Here is a 20,417-nt window from a genome sequence, read left to right on the forward strand (position 1 = left end):
AAACAGATGAAGTGACTACAGCTTTTTATCTATTAGCAGACTAATAAATAGTGAATAAATTAAATGCCCTTACTGGCATTTATAAACTTGCCCACTCATTTTGCTATCTAATGGTGCAAAGCTATCAACAAAGCTACCTGCGCCAGTACCAACGTTAAAAATAACGTTACCACCCATTGCGGCTGCTTTATTACGTAAGTCGTTAGCAGCACCTCGCAGTGATTGGCTTTCAGTACGGGAACCTGATAACCAGTTATTTTGAACACCTGTCACTGTTCCTAATAATTGGCATTCACTGCCTGGTTGCGTATCAGTGATTTGTACCTGTGAGCCAGCAGTGCTTAATGTGTTTGTTGCAGAACAGCCTGCTAGTAACAACGCTGCAGCAGCTCCCAATAACAATTTAATTCGCATGATCCCCTCATTTATTTGAGTGTCCGTTTAGTCACGACAACAATATACCTTGTCATCCCTATTATGCGCAAAAATAAATCATCATCACTATCTCACATTAGCCAATAGCCTTAAGATATTATTTTCGCTTCAAACTTATTTTAACGTACAAATTCGGCTTTGAGATAGACAAAGCAACAATGCCCTTATTCTACACTGCTTTTATGCTTTTAAAACGATCTGCCTTATTTTCGGTCTGTACAGTGCGAGAATGAACACACAATTAGTTCATTTTTTAAAAATCTTCAGACAGCAAACCGCTATCTGAAGATAATATTGGCCAAATTAACTCAAATGATGATTCAACGCTTCTTCTTTTAAATCTAATTCATGGCGTAAACGATGAAAAATATGCTCGCTAATATGACGTGATTTACGTAACTGCTGTAATGTATCACGCTCTATTTTTAACGCACTACGCGACAACTGGCGTTCCATGCTAAACAAGCGTTTCAGATCAAGTGCGCCTTCTTGCACACTGTCTTCACTATCAAGACGACGACTGTAGATTTCTAATAAATGCGAACCCGCTTCATTGCGTAGTGACATCTCATCAAGATCTTCACAAGGCTGGTTCATCAACTCATTAATATGCGCAATCGCCGCTTCGTTTAATGCCAGACGTGTACGAATTTCATCATTCTCATAAGGTAAATCTTCTGATAGCCCTTTGGTTAAAATCGGCAATGCAATAGTTGCAATTAATAATGAACAAAGAATAACGCCCATAGCAATAAAGATAGCGAGATCACGGGTTGGGAAAGGTGAACCGTCTGTCATTAATAAAGGAAGGGTTAAGATACCTGCTAGTGTAATTGCACCTCGTACTCCTGCAGTTGCCATAATGGCCATTAAACGCAGATCATGGCGAGATAAACGTTTATCAGGAGAGCGGAATACCGTCAGTGACATAGAGATCCACACCCATGTAAAACGCAATACGGCAAGCCCTATTGTAATAACGATGATGTAACCTACCACCGCCCAAGGATTAGTCGCACCTGCTGATTGCGTCACTTCAGGTAACACCTTCCACATCGCAGGAAGTTGTTCACCTAATAAAATAAAAATCATCCCATTAAGTGCAACTTGAACAGTATCCCAAACCGCTTTACTTTGCATACGTGTAGCGGCTTGCATACGACCCACAATTTTTTCGTAGTGCATTGCAATACCAGCAACAACTGCGGCTAAGATCCCCGATACATGGAAATGCTCAGCCAATAAATAAGCAATAAATGGCATCAATAAGCTTATCAAGATTTGGATAGCCGGATCTTCACCAGTACGTTTAACCAAAAACTGATTTAATCGACCAATCACGCCAGCCACAATCAAACCAATTGCTGCACCACCTAAAGCCACTAATAAAAATTGCCCTGTTGCTGATGCAATAGAGAAAGAGCCGGTTAATGCAGCCACAACAGCAAAGCTAAAGCAGACTAAACCTGTGGCGTCATTAAGCAATGATTCGCCTTCTAAAATATGCGTCATACGCGAAGGAAGTGGCGAGTTGACAGTCATTGCTGAGACTGAAACAGGGTCGGTTGGTGACAAAATTGCTGCTAATGCAAAAGCGATAGCAAGCGAAATTGAAGGAATAAGCCAATGAATAAAAAAGCCCATACCAATCACTGTCACCACAACTAAACCAATTGCCAGCGACATAATCGGTTTAATTTCTTGGAATAACGCCTCTTTGGGAATACGCCAACCATCTAAAAAGAGCAATGGAGGAATAAATAGGAATAAGAAAAGATGCGGATCAAAATCAACTTCAAAGCCAAAGATAGATAAACAGGCTCCGACAGCAATTTGAATTAATGGCAAAGGAATTTTTTCTGACAGCAATCGAGAGATAAATACACTCACAATCACAGCAAAAAGAAAGATAAGCACAATGGCGACAACAGACATGGTGAACACCCCAATTTATTTAATTATTTTTTAAGCTGTGCAGTAAAAACGATCTGTTGTCTAGTTGTAAAGAAATAAGTTGTTTCTAATTATATAAAAAATAAATTATCTGATAATTCTGAAATAAAACGATATAAAAAAACCCGAGCCTAAGCTCGGGTTTTTCGTGTAAAACAGTTAGCTGATGAATTACATCATGCCGCCCATTCCACCCATGCCGCCCATACCACCAGCGCCACCTAAATCCATTTTGTCGTCTTTAGGTAAATCTGTGATCATCGCTTCTGTTGTGATCATCAGACCTGCGATAGACGCAGCAAATTGCAGTGCAGAACGAGTAACTTTAGTTGGATCTAAGATACCCATATCAATCATATCGCCGTAAGCATCAGTTGCAGCGTTATAACCGTAGTTACCTTCACCCGCTTTCACGTTGTTTACAACAACAGATGGTTCTTCACCTGCGTTAGCAACGATTTGACGCATTGGAGATTCCATTGCACGTAATGCAACGCGGATACCTACTGTTTGTTCTTCGTTATCACCAACCATCTCACGCAGAGCGTTAGCAACACGAACCAGAGCAGTACCACCACCAGCAACAACGCCTTCTTCAACTGCTGCGCGAGTTGCATGCAGAGCATCGTCAACACGAGCACGTTTTTCTTTCATTTCAACTTCAGTTGCTGCACCAACTTTAATTACTGCAACACCGCCAGCTAATTTAGCAACGCGTTCTTGTAATTTTTCGCGGTCATAATCTGAAGTTGCATCTTCGATTTGTTGACGGATTTGAGATACACGACCGCTGATTGCGTCTTGATCACCTAAACCATCAATAATTGTTGTTGTATCTTTGTTGATAACAACGCGTTTTGCTTGACCTAAGTCTTCTAATGTCGCTTTTTCTAACTCCATGCCGATTTCTTCAGAAATCACAGCACCGTTAGTTAATGTTGCAATATCTTGCAACATTGCTTTACGACGATCACCAAAGCCAGGTGCTTTAACAGCAGCAACTTTAACGATACCACGCATGTTGTTCACAACTAATGTTGCCAGTGCTTCACCTTCAACATCTTCTGCAATAATAAGCAGAGGTTTGTTAGCTTTAGCAACGGCTTCTAATACAGGCAGTAATTCACGGATGTTAGAAACTTTTTTGTCAACTAACAGAATGAATGGGTTTTCTAATTCTGCTGTACCCGTTTCTGGTTTGTTGATGAAGTAAGGAGACAGATAACCGCGGTCAAACTGCATACCTTCAACAACGTCTAGCTCATCTTCTAAGCCAGTACCTTCTTCAACGGTGATAACACCTTCTTTACCAACTTTATCCATCGCTTGCGCGATCAGAGTACCGACGGTTTCATCAGAGTTAGCAGAAATTGTACCAACCTGAGCAATCGCCTTAGTATCTGAACATGGAACAGACAGTTTTTTCAGTTCTTCGACTGCTGCAATAACAGCTTTATCGATACCGCGTTTCAGATCCATTGGGTTCATGCCAGCAGCAACTGCTTTTAAGCCTTCAGCAATGATTGATTGTGCTAATACTGTTGCAGTTGTAGTACCATCACCTGCCGCATCATTGGCTTTAGAAGCAACTTCTTTCACCATCTGTGCACCCATGTTCTCGAATTTATCTTCGAGTTCAATTTCACGTGCAACAGATACACCATCTTTAGTAATAACAGGTGCGCCGAAAGATTTATCTAAAACAACGTTACGACCTTTAGGGCCTAAAGTTACTTTAACTGCATCTGCAAGAACATTAACACCACGTAACATTTTATTACGAGCATCTACACCGAATTTGACGTCTTTAGCTGCCATCGTATATTTCCTTTGAATTCGTTCAGTTTAAGAAGATCTTAAAAGAGAAAAATTATTCTTCTACAATTGCTAAAATGTCGCTTTCAGACATGATAAGCACGTCTTCGTTATCAATTTTTTCTGTTTTAACGCCATAACCGTCGTTAAAAATTACGATATCGCCAACTTTAACATCTAGCGGTTTAACGTCGCCGTTTTCCATAATACGGCCTTGACCTACGGCTAAAATTTCGCCACGAGTAGATTTACCCGCCGCTGTGCCTGTCAGTACGATACCGCCTGCTGATTTAGCTTCGACTTCTTTACGTTTAACAATAACACGGTCATGTAATGGACGAATCTTCATTAATAGTGCTCCTATAAAAAAGTCCATATCAGGATTAAGGTTGATACCAGTGCCCAAGATGAACCAGTACCATGACGATACAGGTGGGGGCATCCGGTAAAACTTCAAGGGGAGAAGTGTGATTTTTTTTCAAATTTTCCCCATTTCAGTTGATTATGCTTTGGGCTAATTATTTTTTATCAGAAAAATGGTCGTTATCCTGATCTTCAGCCTTATTATTCAGCTGGTTACTCGGTGAATCCTCTTTACGCTGAAATTCACCTTCGAATGTTGTTCCATTCTGATTAGAAGAAAATCCACTTTGACCATGACCTGCTGAATAAACTCGAATTCGAGAGATCAGTTTCGTCACTAATAGCGCTTGCAATGGTGGTAATAACAACAGCAAGCCCAAGAAATCCGTAAAGAAGCCTGGGATCAACAATAAAATACCCGCCAGTATCAACGAAACGCTTTTCACCATTTCTGCTGCGGGGACTTCACCTACTGCGAGTTTTTGTTGCATTGAAGCAATATTTTTTACGCCCTGATTTTTTACCAGTGAGACACCAACACAAGAAGTTAGCACCACAAGGAATAGTGTTGTAAGAACGCCAATAGAAGATGCCACATTGACGAAAATAACAGCTTCTACGTAGATAAGAAGGCAGATAATAATTAATGGGAGCCAACGCACTTGGTTCTCCTTTTTATAAAAAAAGATTCATATTATTAATAGAAAGGAGTGTGAACTACATCTAAGGTGATGGTTTACGAACTCGCTTTTTCTTAGTTTATCTACATAATAATGGGGAGCCTAACACTCCTTTTCAAGGGGCGTTAAAAAGAGCAGTAGAACTGTAAAATCCATGAGATAGATCACAAAAAGAAAATATTTAGACGTTATTTACTTATAAAGTGATCCAGCTTAAAGGTATTTGTTCACAACCCGAATATGATCATGCCAGTACCAAGCAAAACGGTAAGTTATATTACATTATTAACCGTTAACGATATATTTTATTAACAAGCGCATAACTAGACAGTTAAAATTTTAATAAGAAGGTTCTCATGTCAAATAAAACTCGTATCGAAGAAGACCTGTTAGGTAAAAGAGAAGTTCCTGCTGATGCTTACTACGGCGTCCACACTTTACGTGCAATTGAAAACTTCTACATCAGTGATCGTACCATCAATGATGTTCCAGAATTCATCCGCGGTATGGTAATGGTGAAAAAAGCTGCTGCATTAGCAAACAAAGAACTTCACACTATTCCTCGTGAAATCGCTGATACGATTATCAAAGCCTGTGACGTAGTATTAGAAACAGGTAAACACATGGATCAATTCCCAGTTGATGTATTCCAAGGCGGTGCTGGTACTTCATTAAATATGAATACCAATGAAGTTATCGCAAACATCGGTCTGGAATTAATGGGCCACCAAAAAGGTGAATACCAATACTTAAACCCAAATGACCACGTCAATAAGAGCCAATCAACAAACGACGCTTATCCTTGTGGTTTCCGTGTAGCGGTTTATAACTCTGTTATCAAATTAACTGAATCTATCGAACTGCTGAAAGCAGGTTTTGATAGAAAAGCGGTTGAGTTCAAAGACATCCTGAAAATGGGTCGTACTCAATTACAAGATGCTGTACCAATGACTTTAGGTCAAGAATTCCACGCTTTCTCTGTACTGATGAAAGAAGAAATCAAAAACCTGAAACGCACTGCTGAGTTACTGTTAGAAATGAACTTAGGTGCAACAGCTATCGGTACTGGTCTGAATACAGCACCGGGTTACCAAAAACTGTCTGTTGAAAAACTAGCAGAAGTAACTGGCTTAGCTTGTGTTCCAGCAGAAGACTTAATTGAAGCAACTTCTGACTGTGGTGCTTATGTAATGGTTCACGGTGCATTAAAACGCTTAGCTGTGAAAATGTCTAAAATCTGTAATGACTTACGTTTACTGTCCTCTGGTCCTCGTGCAGGTCTGAAAGAAATCAATCTTCCAGAACTACAAGCAGGCTCTTCAATCATGCCAGCTAAAGTAAACCCAGTAATTCCAGAAGTTGTTAACCAAGCTTGCTTTAAAGTTATCGGTAATGACACATGTGTAACAATGGCAGCTGAAGCAGGTCAATTACAATTAAACGTAATGGAACCAGCAATCGGTCAAGCAATGTTCGAATCAATCTCTCTGTTAAGCAACGCTTGCCGTAACTTAGTAGAAAAATGTGTTGATGGTATCACTGCGAATAAAGAAATCTGTGAACACTTCGTATTCAATTCAATCGGTATCGTTACTTATCTGAACCCATTCATCGGTCACCATAACGGCGACATCGTTGGTAAGATTTGTGCTGAAACAGGTAAGAGTGTACGTGAAGTTGTTCTAGAACGCGGTTTATTAACCGAAGAACAACTGGATGATATCTTCTCTGTTGAGAACTTAAAAAACCCGGCTTACAAAGCAAAACGCTTCGATGATTAATAATTGTGTTTTATAACATGACACTGTTAAACATAAGAATGAGCTCTTAAAAATACAAGGCACGGACTCTTTAAGAGACGTGCCTTTTTACTTGATTGTAAAAACAAAAATTTAACTTATCTTTCTCATTTTTTTAATTATCTCAAGGAGTAAACGCTATGTTAGCCGTAGAATTGATTATCGTTCTGCTGGCCATTTTCCTCGGTGCGAGACTTGGGGGAATTGGTATCGGGTTTGCCGGTGGTTTAGGGGTTTTGGTTTTAGCTGCTATCGGTGTTAAACCTGGTTCAATCCCTTTTGATGTTATCTCCATCATTATGGCTGTTATTGCCGCAATCTCTGCGATGCAGGTTGCTGGTGGTTTGGATTACCTTGTTGGCCAAACTGAAAAACTGTTAAGACGTAATCCAAAATACATCACAATTCTTGCGCCAATTGTGACTTATTTCTTAACTCTATTTGCAGGTACAGGGAACATCTCTTTAGCAACACTGCCAGTTATCGCAGAAGTTGCAAAAGAACAAGGCATCAAACCTTGCCGTCCTTTATCAACAGGTGTTGTTGCAGCTCAAATCGGTATTACTGCATCTCCAATCTCTGCTGCTGTTGTTTACATGGCCTCTGTCATGGAAAATCCAGCAATGGTCGGTGAAGGTAATACAGTAAGCTACATCACTCTGCTGTCTATCTTATTACCAGCGACTTTCCTTGCAATCATTCTGATGTCATTCATCATCTCCTGGGTATTTAACTCAAAACTATCAGATGATGCGGTTTATCGTGAACGTTTAGAACAAGGTCTGGTTGAGTTACGTGGTAGCCAAGAACGTAGAGAAACATTACCTGGTGCTAAATCATCTGTAATGCTGTTCCTACTGGGTGTTATCGGCGTTGTAACTTATGCTGTTATCAACAGCCCAAGTTTAGGTATCGTGAAAGAGCCGTTAATGAATACCACTAACGCTATTCTTATCATCATGCTGAGTGTTGCAACCCTTATCACTATCTTCTGTAAAGTGAAAACGGATACTATCCTCAATTCAAGTACTTTTAAAGCAGGTATGAGTGCATGTATCTGTATTCTGGGTGTTGCATGGTTAGGTGATACTTTCGTTTCAAGCAACATCGATTGGATCAAACTGACTGCAGGTGATTTAATCACTGGCCATCCTTGGTTATTAGCCGTTATCTTCTTCTTCTGTTCTGCGCTGTTATATTCTCAAGCAGCAACAGCGAAAGCGTTAATGCCAATGGCTTTAGCACTAGGTGTATCTCCATTAACTGCAATAGCTTCTTTCTCTGCAGTTTCTGGTCTGTTCATTCTGCCAACTTACCCAACACTGGTTGCGGCAGTTCAAATGGATGACACAGGTACAACCCGTATCGGTAAATTAGTCTTCAACCACCCATTCTTTATCCCAGGTACTATTGGTGTGGTATTAGCTGTCGGATTTGGTTTCCTCTTCGGCGGTATGATCCTGTAGTTTGAAGTAAAAAATTAAAACATTGCAAAAAGCGCCTTGCGCTGACAAGAAATAAAAAAACAAGAAAATACCCCATCGCAAGATGGGGTATTTTCATTTTACCCTCTCGCCTCTTGCTTTCATTTTTAGTTAAAGTCTGCTAATTATGATGTTTTCGCGACAACGTGATTTAAGGAGATTTCCGTGCAACGTGAAGCGTTATTAGACCACGTACTTATCCAGCTAGAGCAATATGGCTTAGCGGCGACTTTACCCGAGCTTCTTCAAGATTCGGGTATCAATGAATCTGACCTTCACCCTTTTTGGCCTGATAGAGACGCATTGATTTTTGATTGTCTTCGCCACCACGGACAGCAAATTGATATTTGGCAACGCCAAGTCATGCTAGATGAAGAATTGACTATCGAACAAAAATTACTTGCCCGTTATGATCAGTTGGCCATACGTTTAGAGAAAAACCGTTTTCCTGGTTGTTTATTCGTTGCAGCATGTAGCGCATACCCTGATGAGCACTCTCAAATTCACCAATTAAGCCAACGTCAAAAACAAAGCTCATTCGATTACTCTAGAACGCTACTACGCGAGCTTGATATCGAGGATAGTGAGTTAGTTGCTAAACAGATGGAACTCATCTTAGAAGGCTGTTTAAGCCGTTTAATGGTGAATCATCACGCTGATGATATTATTACAGCAAAATTATTGGCGGAAGATATTCTTAAGATTGCTCAATGCCGTAAAAATGGTGCGCTAAGTTAGTTTTGAGTGTTGAAAAACGAAAGAAATGAGTTATTTTTTCGCTTGTGCTCAATTTCTATCTATTGAGTAGCAAAAATAAATTAAATCATCAAAAAAAGAGAAAGATTTCTCTTTGATATGCAAAAAAGTGAATATCTTTACTGATTGTTATTTAAGCATTTTTTACTAAAAAACAGCTTATGATGAAAATTTAAACTCGAATAGAATAAAAAGAAAGCAAACAAACTTATTTTTGCATTTTTTATTAAAAAGACGTTGACGCATCACGCTGAATACGGTTTAATGCGCCTCGTTAGCCCGAATAGCTCAGTCGGTAGAGCAGGGGATTGAAAATCCCCGTGTCCTTGGTTCGATTCCGAGTTCGGGCACCATATTTAGAAAAACCAGCCTTAGGGCTGGTTTTTTGCTTTCTAGCGGTTTGAAAATCATTCTCAAGATCCTAGCTATTTTCTTTTCTTACTATATTTAACAACACTGACGTAATCTCACATCAATTCATACATTAAAAACATAGTCGTATTCATAGATTTTCAATTAATTTTAGAGCAAAAAACAATGCAATCACATTGCAATGCATTTGCATTGTTTTCTTCTATTATCTATAATCAGTTCATAAAACATACACCGTAAGTAAAAGGAGCAAATCATGCTAACCCACGTTTGCACTGACAACATCGCTCTTGAAGCTGATTCAAAAATAACAGAACGTCATCAAACCACAATTCCCGCGTCAATTAGAGAAGCTCTACATCTTAGTGGTGGAGATCGTATTCACTACAAATTACTAAGCACTGGTGATGTACTTATCTCACGTCACAGCGATGGATCTGAAGATCCTGTTATGGCATCGTTTCTTAATTTTCTCGCTCAAGATATAACTAATCATCCTCAAACCATTCAACCTCTCGATATATCTCGTGGTTTTGAATTAGTTGAAGGTATGGATATCAACCTTGACGATGACATCACCGATAACGAATAAAATAATATGGATTTCCCTACAGATTTGAATGGATGGACAATCTACGCACATCCTTGCTTTAAACAACAATATGATGAATTACTACAAAAAGTCGAAGCTCTGAAAAAAAAATATCCCGAAGATTATCAGAAAAAAGCAGATACAAAAATTTTTGCTCATGTATTGAAATCTATAGTAAACATCACAAATGACCCACGGGCACCAGAGTTTAGGTTGGGTAATACTTTAGGAGAAGAAAATAAAAATTGGTCACGAATTAAATTAGTAAATGGAAGATATCGTTTATTTTTTAGATTCAGTTTTAAGGAAAAGATCATCATTCTGGCATGGATAAATGATAATGATACTTTGCGAACTTATGGCAATAAAACTGATGCTTACCGAGTCTTTGAGAAAAAACTAAAGAAAGGTCATCCACCTAAAAATTGGAATGATTTATTTAGTGACTGTATAAATGAAGCTGACTGTCAGGATCCTTAAATTTCTATCTCTTATCACCTTTTTAATGTGATAAGTTTTTGTTTACAAAAAAAGATAATTCTTATTAAGTCAATAATCGATTGAATATTTGCCTATAATTTTTAGAAATACAATAAATCTCTTAGTGAAGAACATTATCATTTTTTGGAAATGAAAAATAGAATATACAAAATATTTTATAATTATTGATTTTCATCTTAATTATTAAAGTAGAGTAATATCATTTTCATTAGATATAATTAATATCTAAACTCTGTTTTCTATAATATCGCTCTAAACGGTATGATTTATCACCCAAGGATCACCAAAAATGGAATTTCCCAAAGACCGGATCTCTCATTCCTTTATCTGCGCACTTGCCTTTGTAGGTTATTTTTTCTCATCGTTTAGTCTATTGCTGACTCCCTCTCCTGTTGCACTATTTCAATCGCCTTATATCATCTCATTGGTAAGTTTTTTTATTTATCTCCCCTACTGCTTGATTATTTGGCTTGCCTATCAAAAACATATTAAATTAATGCCATTAGGTCGCCTTCAATGGAACACACTAAAAGCCCCTTTTTTAGCCTTAGTGGGATTATATTTTATTAGTTTATTTTTAGGCTCTGAAGATGATTCATGGATTACAGAAATCGAATCTATTACAGGCTTTGCCTTCTTCTTATTTGCTCTTTCTGTTATTTTTATTGCTCCAATTACTGAAGAAATCATTTTTAGAGGTTTTCTACTAAATGCAGGTATGTGGTATGGCAATATAGGCAAATGGATTGCCATTATTCTCTCGTCACTTCTATTTGCAGCGATGCACACTCAATATGAGTCAATCACTACGTTTATCCTTATTTTTGTTGTGGGTGTTGTTTTTTGCCAAATCAGAATAGGAACTCGTTCATTAATCGCGCCGATAGTGTTACATGGAATACACAACACAATCAGTATCGTTTTTTTAATGTTATAGAGTTTTTATTTAGTATATTTCTATTTTTTATAATAAAAAACTTATTAACTTAAAAAGAAATGATACTTAATAGATGAAAATGTTTTTATTATTTTTTAGAGAATGATCTGATTCTATACACAATAATACCGAATATTATTTATAATCATCTCAATAAGTTATATTAAATTCTATAAAAAATAAAATTGAAAAACAAATAGAGAATGTGATTATAACTACATGCTTTTTCAACGTTTTAAAGTATGATAAGAGATATTAATATGACAATAACATTGCCATTTTCTTAAATTAAGAGAACCTTTATGAATTTGTTTTTCCAAAATAGCCTAGCTTTTCCCAGCATTATTTTTAGTGCATTACTTATTATTATCTCTTTCTATTGGCTCTGCGCTGCTTTTGGATTATTAGATATTGATTTATTTAATATTGATAGTGAATTAGATATCAATGTTGATGCAACAGGGCTTGCTGGTTGGTTAACTAAATTAGGATTAGCGGGTATTCCTGTCACCATTATTTTAACTTTATTCACCCTTTTTGGCTGGTTTATCAGTTACTTTACTAATTATTGGATTATCAATGCTATTGAAACAAGTTTTATTCGTTATTTAACGGGTTTTATTGCCTTTATCATTACTTCTTTTATTGCACTTAATCTTACTGCGGTTTGTTTAAAACCGATCCGTAAAAAACTGATGTCACGTAATAAGCCTAAATCAGTACACCAACTGATAGGTAAATTAGCCATAGTACGATCAGCGAATGTAACAGAAAACAAAGGTGAAGCTGTTTTAGAAGATGGAGGTGCGGGTTTAATTTTACAAATTAGAGCGCCTGAAAAAGAAAATATTAAACGAGGGGATAGCGTAGTTATTATTAGTTATGACGCGCTCACTCACAGTTATCAAGTCGTAACGGAAGATGAATTTCATCGTTAATATCCACATTGATGAAAGACAATTTAGTTAACAGACAAACACTATTAAAAAATGACGGTATCGTCTGAACCTATGGAGAAAAAAGTATGGATTTGGCTTTCGTTATGCCTTTCTTAACTGTCGTTGGTTTCGCAATCCTAATTATTTTAGGGCTATTTGGATTATTTAAGGCTTTCTATATTAAGGTGCCTCAAGGCACAGCCTTAATTGTCAACGATATGACCTCACAACCTAAAGTCCATTTTACGGGTGCCTTGGTTTATCCTGTTATCTACAAAAAAGAGTTTATGCGCATTTCTCTTTTAACGTTAGAAGTAGACCGTCGTGGTAAAGATGGCTTGATTTGTCAGGATAATTTACGTGCAGATATCACAGTTGCTTTCTATCTACGTGTTAATGAAACCACCGAAGACGTACTAAAAGTCGCGAAAGCCATTGGTGTTGATAGAGCTTCTGATCATCAAGCAGTCAGTACTCTTTTTAGTGCAAAATTTTCTGAAGCATTAAAAACCGTAGGTAAACAATTTGAACTGTCGAAACTTTTTGAAGATAGACAAAATTTCCGTGATCGTATTGTTGATGTCATCGGTAAAGATCTCAACGGCTATGCATTAGAAGACGTTGCGATTGACTATTTAGAACAAACACCAAAATCAGCGCTTGATCCTAATAATATTTTTGACTCTGAAGGTATCCGTAAAATAACGGAAATTACCGCCATTCATAATATTGAAACCAACCAAAAAGAGCGCGATCAAGAACTCGCGATTCAAAAGAAAAATGTTGAAACTCGTGAAGCAAGTCTGGCTTTAGAGCGCCAACAAGCCGATGCAGAAGCCCGTCAAAAAAGAGAAATTGATAATATTCGTGCTCGTGAAAATTCGGAAACCTTACGTGTTCAAGAAGAAGAACGTCTTAAAGCCGAACAGGCTCGTATTCAGACTCAACAAGAAATTGAGATCCGCGAAGAAAATCGTATGCGCGAAGTGGAAGTTGCACAACAAAATCGCACTCGCGCAGTTACTATTGAACAAGAGCGTGTTAATCGTGCGCGTGAATTAGAAATTGTTGCTCGTGAACGTGAAGTTGAGTTGCAACGTATTGAGAAAGAAAAAGCGTTAGAAGAAGAACGTAAAAACATCTCAAATGTTATCCGTGAACGTGTTGCCGTAGAAAAAACCGTAGCTCAAGAAGAAGAACGCATTAAAGAAGTACGTGAAGTTTCAGAAGCTGAACGTATGCGCCAAGTCACTGTAATTAATGCACAAGCGGAAGCAGAAGAATCTTTAGTTCGCCAAGTAAAAAGAGCAGAGGCCGATGAATCTAGTGCTAAGCATAAAGCTGAAGAAATCAGCACCATGGCGAAAGCGGAATTAGAAGCCTCAGTAAAACAAGCTGAAGCGAAAAAACGCTTAGCTGAAGGTATTGAAGCAGAGCATGCAGCATTAGGTCTTGCTGAAGCTCGTGTACGCCAAGCAACCGCGGAAGCTGAAGAGAAAGAAGGCTTAGTGCTTGCTAATGTCACTGCTGAAAAACTATTAGCAGAAGCACGAGGCATGAAAGAAAAAGGCTTAACTGAAGCGCAAGTGATGGAAGCTAAAGCACAAGCCCAGCAACAACAAGGCTTTGCAGAAGCGAAAATTTTAGAAGAGAAATTAGCCGCCCAAGCGCGTGGTGAAGAACAACAAGCCAACGCAAAAGAAAAATTAGGTCTTGCTGATGCGAAAATTCTTGAAGAGAAACTCGCAGCTCAAGCACGTGGTGAAGGGCAATTAGGTTCAGCACAAGCCGAAGTTATTCGCCAACGCTTGAAAGCAGAAGCCGATGGTTTAACGGATAAATTTAAATCGATGGATCACCTTAGCGATACGGCTCGTTCGCACGAAGAGTTCCGTATGCGTCTTGAAAAACAATTTGAACAGGCAATGGCATCTATTGAAGCCAACAAAGAAATTGCACGCGAACAAGCTGATGTATTGGCAGCCGCTCTAAGCAAAACCAATATTGAAATTGTGGGCGGTGATGGCAACTTCTTTAATACCTTCTCTAAAGCATTAAGCTTAGGTAAAGCTGTTGATGGTTTTATGGATAAAAGCAGTTTTGCCAAAGAGAACGTTGAAAAGCTGATTAACCGTACTCAACAAGATAAAAAACTCGATATCGCTTCTTTATTAAAAAATCCTGAAGTTCAAGATTTACTTAATGGATTTATGGCAACAAAAGGCGCCAGTCAGCTAATTAAAGATGTGACAACTAAATCAGACTCCTCTAAAGAAGAATAATTTTATTTAAAGGAGGTGAAAAGACATAGCGTTTATCTCTGTGTCTTTTCTTTTGTTTTTATCGTTTAAGCCAAGGAAATCCGTTATACCATGTCTGAAATTCTGGATACGAATCGTGAGCAGGAAATACTCGATAGCGCCGTTGCACAAGGTGGTGCGTATGAAATTTTACGCAAACGCCTCACTGAGCAAGGTCAACAACTTCATCAAAAAGCTACTGAGCTCAATCAGCATCGCTTAAATGAATTTGGTCAAAGCCAAATGGATATTATTGGCCGTATTCGTATTCGCACTGAAAATAACTGCCAAGCCCGAGATATTGTTCGTGTAGGTGAGTGGTTACTATTTGGTTATAACGTTTTCCTTGGATTAAAACGTGAAATACATCTTGAAGATGTTTTTTCGCTTTATCGTTTAATTGAAAATGAGGGCGAATTTGATGTTGAAGCCGTACCTTATGAAAATACGTTCTTAAACGATAATCGCTTTATTCAAGATTTTACTGAGCTCTATACTTACTATAAAAATACGCAACTATTACAGCTAGTTGAGCGTGACGGAAAGTTACTCGCCAGTTTCCAGATTGGTGCCCGTATTACTGATGTGCGTGTTTTTCGTTGGTCAATTTCAAGTGATAAGCAGCGTATTGAATATATTGATAATCGTGGTGAGCGAGATATCGCTCTTCCCCCTGCTTATGATTTTGAATGGACGAAAACCCAACGTGAAGATACGGTTAATGGTCGTTTTCCTCATATCAATATTCTTGATACCGTTTTTGTCGAAACAACCGGTGGCGATCTAACAGTCAAATGTGAAAATAATACAGAAGACGGTTTAGGTATTTATCGTGAAGCCGTATTAGATAAAAACCAATCTCTTGATGATGCACAAATTGAATATGCTCAAACAGGCAGTTTAATTCTATTAAAAATCTTACCGTATCGAGAAGAAAATTGGCGTTATTTGGTCTACAACATTTTGACGCAAACTGTCCAACGCATTGATGCAATTGGGCAAGCTTGTGTTCAACTACCTGAAGATCATGGCATTATTTTCCCTGGCGGTTATTACCTGCAAAATGGTGAATACAAAACCTTTGATCAACCTATGGAAGGTATGTATTTCCGCCGCCTACGCCGTTCACCTAATGGTGAAGACGTGTTATATGTTTTCTACTCGCCTTCACAAGGTCGCCTTGCGCTTTTCAATTACAATATGATTGAACGCAAACTTGCTGTGCCTCTAGTTGGCCACGGCTATGCGATGTTAGAAGACGGAAAAATGGTACTCTTTGAAGGTGAAGGCGAAGAGGCAACACGTGTTCATCCAATGCAAGTTTGGCAAACTCCCTTCTATTCTGAAGAATTTGCCGATAAACAACCGCCTCGTAATGGTTTCTATGGACGCATTGGTAATGCCGATTTAGTACGAGGGATCTCTGAAATATTGCATGTCGCAAAAGAAATTGAAGGTAATCAAGTTTCTATTGCTCGTTATGAGCAACTCAGTTCACAACCTAAAAATTTATTAGATCTCTATTATTGGTTTAATGATGAACACTGTTTAGGTATTGGAAAGCTCCTCAAAGATATCGCTCAAACCAGCGAGTTAGTCCTTGATGAATATGAAAAAGTAGAAAGTATTCGTCAGCAATCTGCGAAATCCATGCTTGAAGCGGTTAATCGCCAAAAATCACTACTCGCCTTAACACTGCCTGATAGTTGGACTGATATACAACAATTTGTTGATAGTTTAAATTCACTGAATGCTCATCGAGGGCATCTGATTTCATTACGTGAATTCCGTTATATGGATTTAACCAAGCTCAACGCGATGGAAACGGAAATTACGGAAACTCAGCAACGCGTTTCTCAAGCTACAGCGCTTTTTCTTGCCAGTGATAAAGCATTACAACCGTTTAAAACTCAGCTTGTTGCCTTTGAAAATCTCATTGAAAAAGCACAAAACAGCGCACAGTTAGATATCCCGATGAATGACATGGAAAAAATGTCTGCTGATTTGGATATGCTTTCTAATTTAATGGCATCTTTAACATTCCAAGATGTCACTCAACAAACGCATATTATTGATGCGATTTCACAGATCTATGCTCAACTAAACCAATCCCGCGCTCGACTACAACAAAAACGCAAATCACAAAGTAGTGTCGAAAGCGTGGCCCAATTTGGTGCACAATTTCGCTTGTTTAGCCAAGGGATCACCAATGCATTATCCCTTGCAACCGATCCTGAGCGTTGTGATGATCAACTTTCTCGCTTATTGCTTCAATTAGAAGAGCTGGAAAGCCAATTTAGTCATCATGATGAATTTCTTGATGATATTCTCGCTAAACGTGAAGAGTTAGTTGAAACCTTTGAATCTCACAAACAAGTACTGCTTGATGATCGTCAACGTCGATCACAAAGCCTGCTTACTGCGGCAAACCGCTTGCTGGAAAATCTGCAACGCCGAACCTCTCGTTTGCAATCACAAGATGAGTTAAATGCATTCTTTGCATCCGATCCACTATCATTAAAAACACGGGAAATCATTGAAAAACTAAGAGAAATCAATGATAACGTCAAAGCTGATGATATTGATGCGCGTCTAAAATCCTCTCGTGATCAAGCCATTCGTATTCTGCGAGATAAAACTGATATTTTTGAAGACGGCGGCAATGTCATTAAATTAGGGCCTCGCCATCGTTTTAGTGTTAATACGCAAGAGCTTGATCTCACTATCTTACCTAAAGAAGATAAACTCTGGTTATACCTAACAGGAACGGATTACCAAGAGCCGATTGAAAATGCAGAACTTGCCCAATTACAGCCTTATTGGAATGCTTCACTTGAGTCAGAATCGGATACGGTTTATCGCGCAGAATACCTTGCTTACTCGATTATTTATGCGGCAGCAAAACGTCAAGATGGTCTTGATTACGAAACGCTAAAAGAAGCACTCCCTATTCCAGAAAAGCTGGAAAAGCTTGTGCGTGATTTCGCAACGCCACGTTATAAAGAAGGTTATGAAAAAGGGATCCACGATCACGATGCGATCGCTATATTGAAAAAGCTGATCCCAATAGGTGAAAGTGCCGATCTTCTACGTTATAACCCCACTGCACGCGCAGTAGCCGCACTATTTTGGGAAACCAAACAAAATGAGCAATACCCTGCCCTGTGGCCTGAACGTGCAAGAACAGCACTGAATATTCAACAATTATTCCATACAGATGACGCATTAACCGACCTACAAGCCGAAATTGAAGCGGATATACGCCTATTCCTTCATGATAATCCGATTGAGTGCGAACACTATATTCCGATACAAGCCTCTGAATATTTAAGCTTTGCTTTGGCGAGAACCCCCATTGAATTGGTTTATAGCAAATACGCTAAAGAGCTAGTGATTGCACTGCAAAGTCGATTAGAAGAAGCTCATATGTGGATAGACTTTAATCGTTCACAACAAAATTTAGGTACGCGATACGCACAACGTTGGGCACTGATCCAAAATTGGCTACAAGGGTTATGCTCTTTACCTGATTATGCCGATCTTACGCCTTATATTCCGGGTGCTATCGCTATCATTATTTTAGATAAAGTCGCATCAGCCCGTTATAGTGAAGCCGATTTATACTTTACAGTAACGGGACTATTAGGCTCTCATCCAACGATTGAAAATCAAGCGTTATCACTCAGTTTAGATGATTATTTCAGTCGAATGCGTGGGCAGAGAAAGAACTTTATTCCTGCATTTCGACAGTACCTCACCTTGCGTCAGAAAATAGTCAGTGATGAACGTGAGCGCTTAAAACTACATGAATTTAAAGCCAAACCGTTAAGCTCTTTTGTCCGAAACAAGCTGATTAATGATGTTTATTTACCGATTATTGGCGACAATATGGCAAAACAAATTGGTGCTTTAGGAGAAGGTAAGCGCACCGATTTAATGGGATTATTATTAATGATCTCCCCTCCGGGTTACGGCAAAACCACATTGATGGAGTATGCGGCCGCACGTTTAGGTCTTATTTTTATGAAGATCAATGGTCCTGCGTTAGGACATAACGTGCTATCGCTCGATCCGGAGCAAGCGCCCAACGCAACAGCGAGACAAGAGCTTGAGAAACTCAACTTAGCACTAGAAATGGGTAATAACGTTATGCTGTATGTGGATGATATTCAGCATACTCACCCTGAATTCTTACAAAAATTTATCTCACTGTGTGATGGAACAAGACGTATTGAAGGGGTATGGAAAGGAAAAACCAAAACCTATGATATGCGTGGCAAAAAATTCTGTGTCGTAATGGCAGGAAACCCTTATACCGAATCAGGCGAAGTCTTCCGTATTCCTGATATGCTAGCTAACCGTGCTGATATTTATAACTTAGGTGAAGTATTAGGTGGTATGGATGAAGCCTTTGCGCTCAGTTATATCGAAAACAGCCTAACATCTAATGCGGTATTAGCACCACTGGCTCTGCGTGATCTTAACGATCTCTATGTTTTAGTGGATAAAGCAATGGGGAGATCCGTTTCTACCAACACATTAAGTTACCCATATTCAGATGCTGAAATTAACGAAATAGTGATGGTACTTAAGCACTTAATTACCTTACGAAACGTTATCTTAAAAGTGAATCAGCAATATATTGCCAGCGCAGCGCAATCAGATAAATATCGCACAGAGCCAGCATTCCGTTTGCAAGGTAGTTACCGCAATATGAATAAATTAAGTGAGAAAGTATCTGCGGTAATGAATGATGAAGAAATTGAACGCTTGCTAGACGATCACTATCTTGGTGAAGCACAACTGCTAACAACGGGTGCTGAGGAGAATTTATTAAAACTCGCAGAATTACGTGGAAAATTAACCGCAAAAGACACCATTCGTTGGGCACAAATCAAGAAAGACTTTATGCGTAATAAAGCATTAGGTGGTGATAACGCCGATATTGGTGACCGTGTAGTATCACAGTTAGCCAATTTGGTGGAAAGTGTGCAAGGTCTACGTTAAAGATAGAGAATTGTCGTAGCCCACTGATTTTAGTGGGCTGTGTTTATTTCGAGTGTTTTATAAATTATAACAATTTAATAAATCAATATAGTTAACAAAAATAGAAATTTAAAATACTCATTACTATTAATAGTTAAAGATATAAAATACAAAGTTGTACATAATATATCACTATATTAATATCAAAATTCATAAACAAACCAATTATATTATTAAAATTAATAACGTATTATATTTTAACCATAAATTATAAAATATTTTAACAACTATACTTATTCAGTACATAAAATCTATATTAACTCACACTCTGAAAAGAATGAAATAAACGAGATATTAATAAGAATCACTCTTAATCTATTTATGAGATCTCTCTCTAAAGATAGAAAATTAACTTAGGATTAATATTATAGAAATGATAGCATTAAAAGTGCTATAAATTAATTATATAATTTAAGTTTAAATAAATTAAAAAAATTTAAATATAT

The 20,417-nt window shown here is 38.2% G+C and carries 14 protein-coding genes and 1 tRNA gene; 10 read left to right on the forward strand and 5 right to left on the reverse strand.

The window, feature by feature from the left end; all coding sequences use genetic code 11:
* Positions 1-69 precede the first annotated feature (69 nt).
* From GTH25_RS15540 to GTH25_RS15560, 5 genes are all read right to left on the reverse strand, one after another.
* Positions 70-414, reverse strand: coding sequence for a DUF4156 domain-containing protein (locus GTH25_RS15540; protein WP_023582946.1), 345 nt, complete (start codon positions 412-414; stop codon positions 70-72).
* A gap of 324 nt (positions 415-738) precedes the next feature.
* Positions 739-2,370: a Na+/H+ antiporter gene (locus tag GTH25_RS15545; protein ID WP_075673433.1), complete on the reverse strand. Its 1,632-nt coding sequence runs from the start codon at positions 2,368-2,370 to the stop codon at positions 739-741.
* A 189-nt stretch (positions 2,371-2,559) separates the two neighbouring features.
* Positions 2,560-4,206 carry a chaperonin GroEL gene (groL, locus tag GTH25_RS15550; protein WP_036934353.1) on the reverse strand — a complete coding sequence of 549 codons (1,647 nt, stop codon included), beginning with the start codon at positions 4,204-4,206 and terminating at the stop codon, positions 2,560-2,562.
* A 52-nt stretch (positions 4,207-4,258) separates the two neighbouring features.
* Positions 4,259-4,552, reverse strand: a complete 294-nt coding sequence (locus GTH25_RS15555; RefSeq protein ID WP_036914050.1) for a co-chaperone GroES — start codon at positions 4,550-4,552, stop codon at positions 4,259-4,261.
* 169 nt (positions 4,553-4,721) lie between these two features.
* Positions 4,722-5,228, reverse strand: coding sequence for an FxsA family protein (locus GTH25_RS15560; RefSeq protein ID WP_075673432.1), 507 nt, complete (start codon positions 5,226-5,228; stop codon positions 4,722-4,724).
* 374 nt (positions 5,229-5,602) lie between these two features.
* On the opposite strand from GTH25_RS15560, the gene aspA reads away from it, so the two are divergent.
* From aspA to GTH25_RS15610, 10 genes are all read left to right on the forward strand, one after another.
* Positions 5,603-7,027 carry an aspartate ammonia-lyase gene (gene aspA, locus GTH25_RS15565; protein ID WP_072069056.1) on the forward strand — a complete coding sequence of 475 codons (1,425 nt, stop codon included), beginning with the start codon at positions 5,603-5,605 and terminating at the stop codon, positions 7,025-7,027.
* A 158-nt stretch (positions 7,028-7,185) separates the two neighbouring features.
* Positions 7,186-8,511 (forward strand): anaerobic C4-dicarboxylate transporter, encoded by a 1,326-nt coding sequence (locus GTH25_RS15570; protein ID WP_036934359.1) that lies wholly within the window; start codon positions 7,186-7,188, stop codon positions 8,509-8,511.
* A gap of 183 nt (positions 8,512-8,694) precedes the next feature.
* Positions 8,695-9,267, forward strand: a complete 573-nt coding sequence (gene dicD, locus GTH25_RS15575; RefSeq protein ID WP_075673431.1) for a division control transcriptional repressor DicD — start codon at positions 8,695-8,697, stop codon at positions 9,265-9,267.
* A 295-nt stretch (positions 9,268-9,562) separates the two neighbouring features.
* Positions 9,563-9,638: transfer RNA gene (locus tag GTH25_RS15580), tRNA-Phe, on the forward strand.
* A gap of 275 nt (positions 9,639-9,913) precedes the next feature.
* Positions 9,914-10,249, forward strand: a complete 336-nt coding sequence (locus GTH25_RS15585) for a type II toxin-antitoxin system PrlF family antitoxin (protein WP_075673430.1) — start codon at positions 9,914-9,916, stop codon at positions 10,247-10,249.
* A gap of 6 nt (positions 10,250-10,255) precedes the next feature.
* Positions 10,256-10,729, forward strand: coding sequence for a type II toxin-antitoxin system YhaV family toxin (locus GTH25_RS15590; RefSeq protein ID WP_075673429.1), 474 nt, complete (start codon positions 10,256-10,258; stop codon positions 10,727-10,729).
* Between the two features lie 310 nt (positions 10,730-11,039).
* On the forward strand, positions 11,040-11,687 hold the full coding sequence (locus tag GTH25_RS15595; protein ID WP_164530724.1) for a CPBP family intramembrane glutamic endopeptidase: 648 nt from the start codon (positions 11,040-11,042) through the stop codon (positions 11,685-11,687).
* Positions 11,688-11,989: 302 nt separating this feature from the next.
* Positions 11,990-12,625 (forward strand): OB-fold-containig protein, encoded by a 636-nt coding sequence (locus GTH25_RS15600; RefSeq protein ID WP_075673427.1) that lies wholly within the window; start codon positions 11,990-11,992, stop codon positions 12,623-12,625.
* Between the two features lie 86 nt (positions 12,626-12,711).
* The gene (locus GTH25_RS15605; protein WP_099659727.1) at positions 12,712-14,907 is read left to right on the forward strand and encodes a flotillin family protein; all 2,196 of its coding nucleotides are present in this window, start codon (positions 12,712-12,714) and stop codon (positions 14,905-14,907) included.
* A gap of 90 nt (positions 14,908-14,997) precedes the next feature.
* Positions 14,998-19,932, forward strand: a complete 4,935-nt coding sequence (locus tag GTH25_RS15610) for a DNA repair ATPase (protein ID WP_164530725.1) — start codon at positions 14,998-15,000, stop codon at positions 19,930-19,932.
* The last annotated feature ends 485 nt before the right edge of the window (positions 19,933-20,417 follow it).

This window comes from Proteus terrae subsp. cibarius (assembly GCF_011045835.1).
Classification (GTDB): Bacteria; Pseudomonadota; Gammaproteobacteria; order Enterobacterales; family Enterobacteriaceae; genus Proteus; species Proteus cibarius.

Coding starts and splice junctions, on each gene's coding strand:
- GTH25_RS15540 (WP_023582946.1), bottom strand. CDS start 414: ATGCGAATTAAATTGTTATTGGGAGCTGCTGCAGCGTTGTTACTAGCA.
- GTH25_RS15545 (WP_075673433.1), bottom strand. CDS start 2,370: ATGTCTGTTGTCGCCATTGTGCTTATCTTTCTTTTTGCTGTGATTGTG.
- groL (WP_036934353.1), bottom strand. CDS start 4,206: ATGGCAGCTAAAGACGTCAAATTCGGTGTAGATGCTCGTAATAAAATG.
- GTH25_RS15555 (WP_036914050.1), bottom strand. CDS start 4,552: ATGAAGATTCGTCCATTACATGACCGTGTTATTGTTAAACGTAAAGAA.
- aspA (WP_072069056.1), top strand. CDS start 5,603: ATGTCAAATAAAACTCGTATCGAAGAAGACCTGTTAGGTAAAAGAGAA.
- GTH25_RS15570 (WP_036934359.1), top strand. CDS start 7,186: ATGTTAGCCGTAGAATTGATTATCGTTCTGCTGGCCATTTTCCTCGGT.
- GTH25_RS15585 (WP_075673430.1), top strand. CDS start 9,914: ATGCTAACCCACGTTTGCACTGACAACATCGCTCTTGAAGCTGATTCA.
- GTH25_RS15590 (WP_075673429.1), top strand. CDS start 10,256: ATGGATTTCCCTACAGATTTGAATGGATGGACAATCTACGCACATCCT.
- GTH25_RS15595 (WP_164530724.1), top strand. CDS start 11,040: ATGGAATTTCCCAAAGACCGGATCTCTCATTCCTTTATCTGCGCACTT.
- GTH25_RS15600 (WP_075673427.1), top strand. CDS start 11,990: ATGAATTTGTTTTTCCAAAATAGCCTAGCTTTTCCCAGCATTATTTTT.
- GTH25_RS15605 (WP_099659727.1), top strand. CDS start 12,712: ATGGATTTGGCTTTCGTTATGCCTTTCTTAACTGTCGTTGGTTTCGCA.
- GTH25_RS15610 (WP_164530725.1), top strand. CDS start 14,998: ATGTCTGAAATTCTGGATACGAATCGTGAGCAGGAAATACTCGATAGC.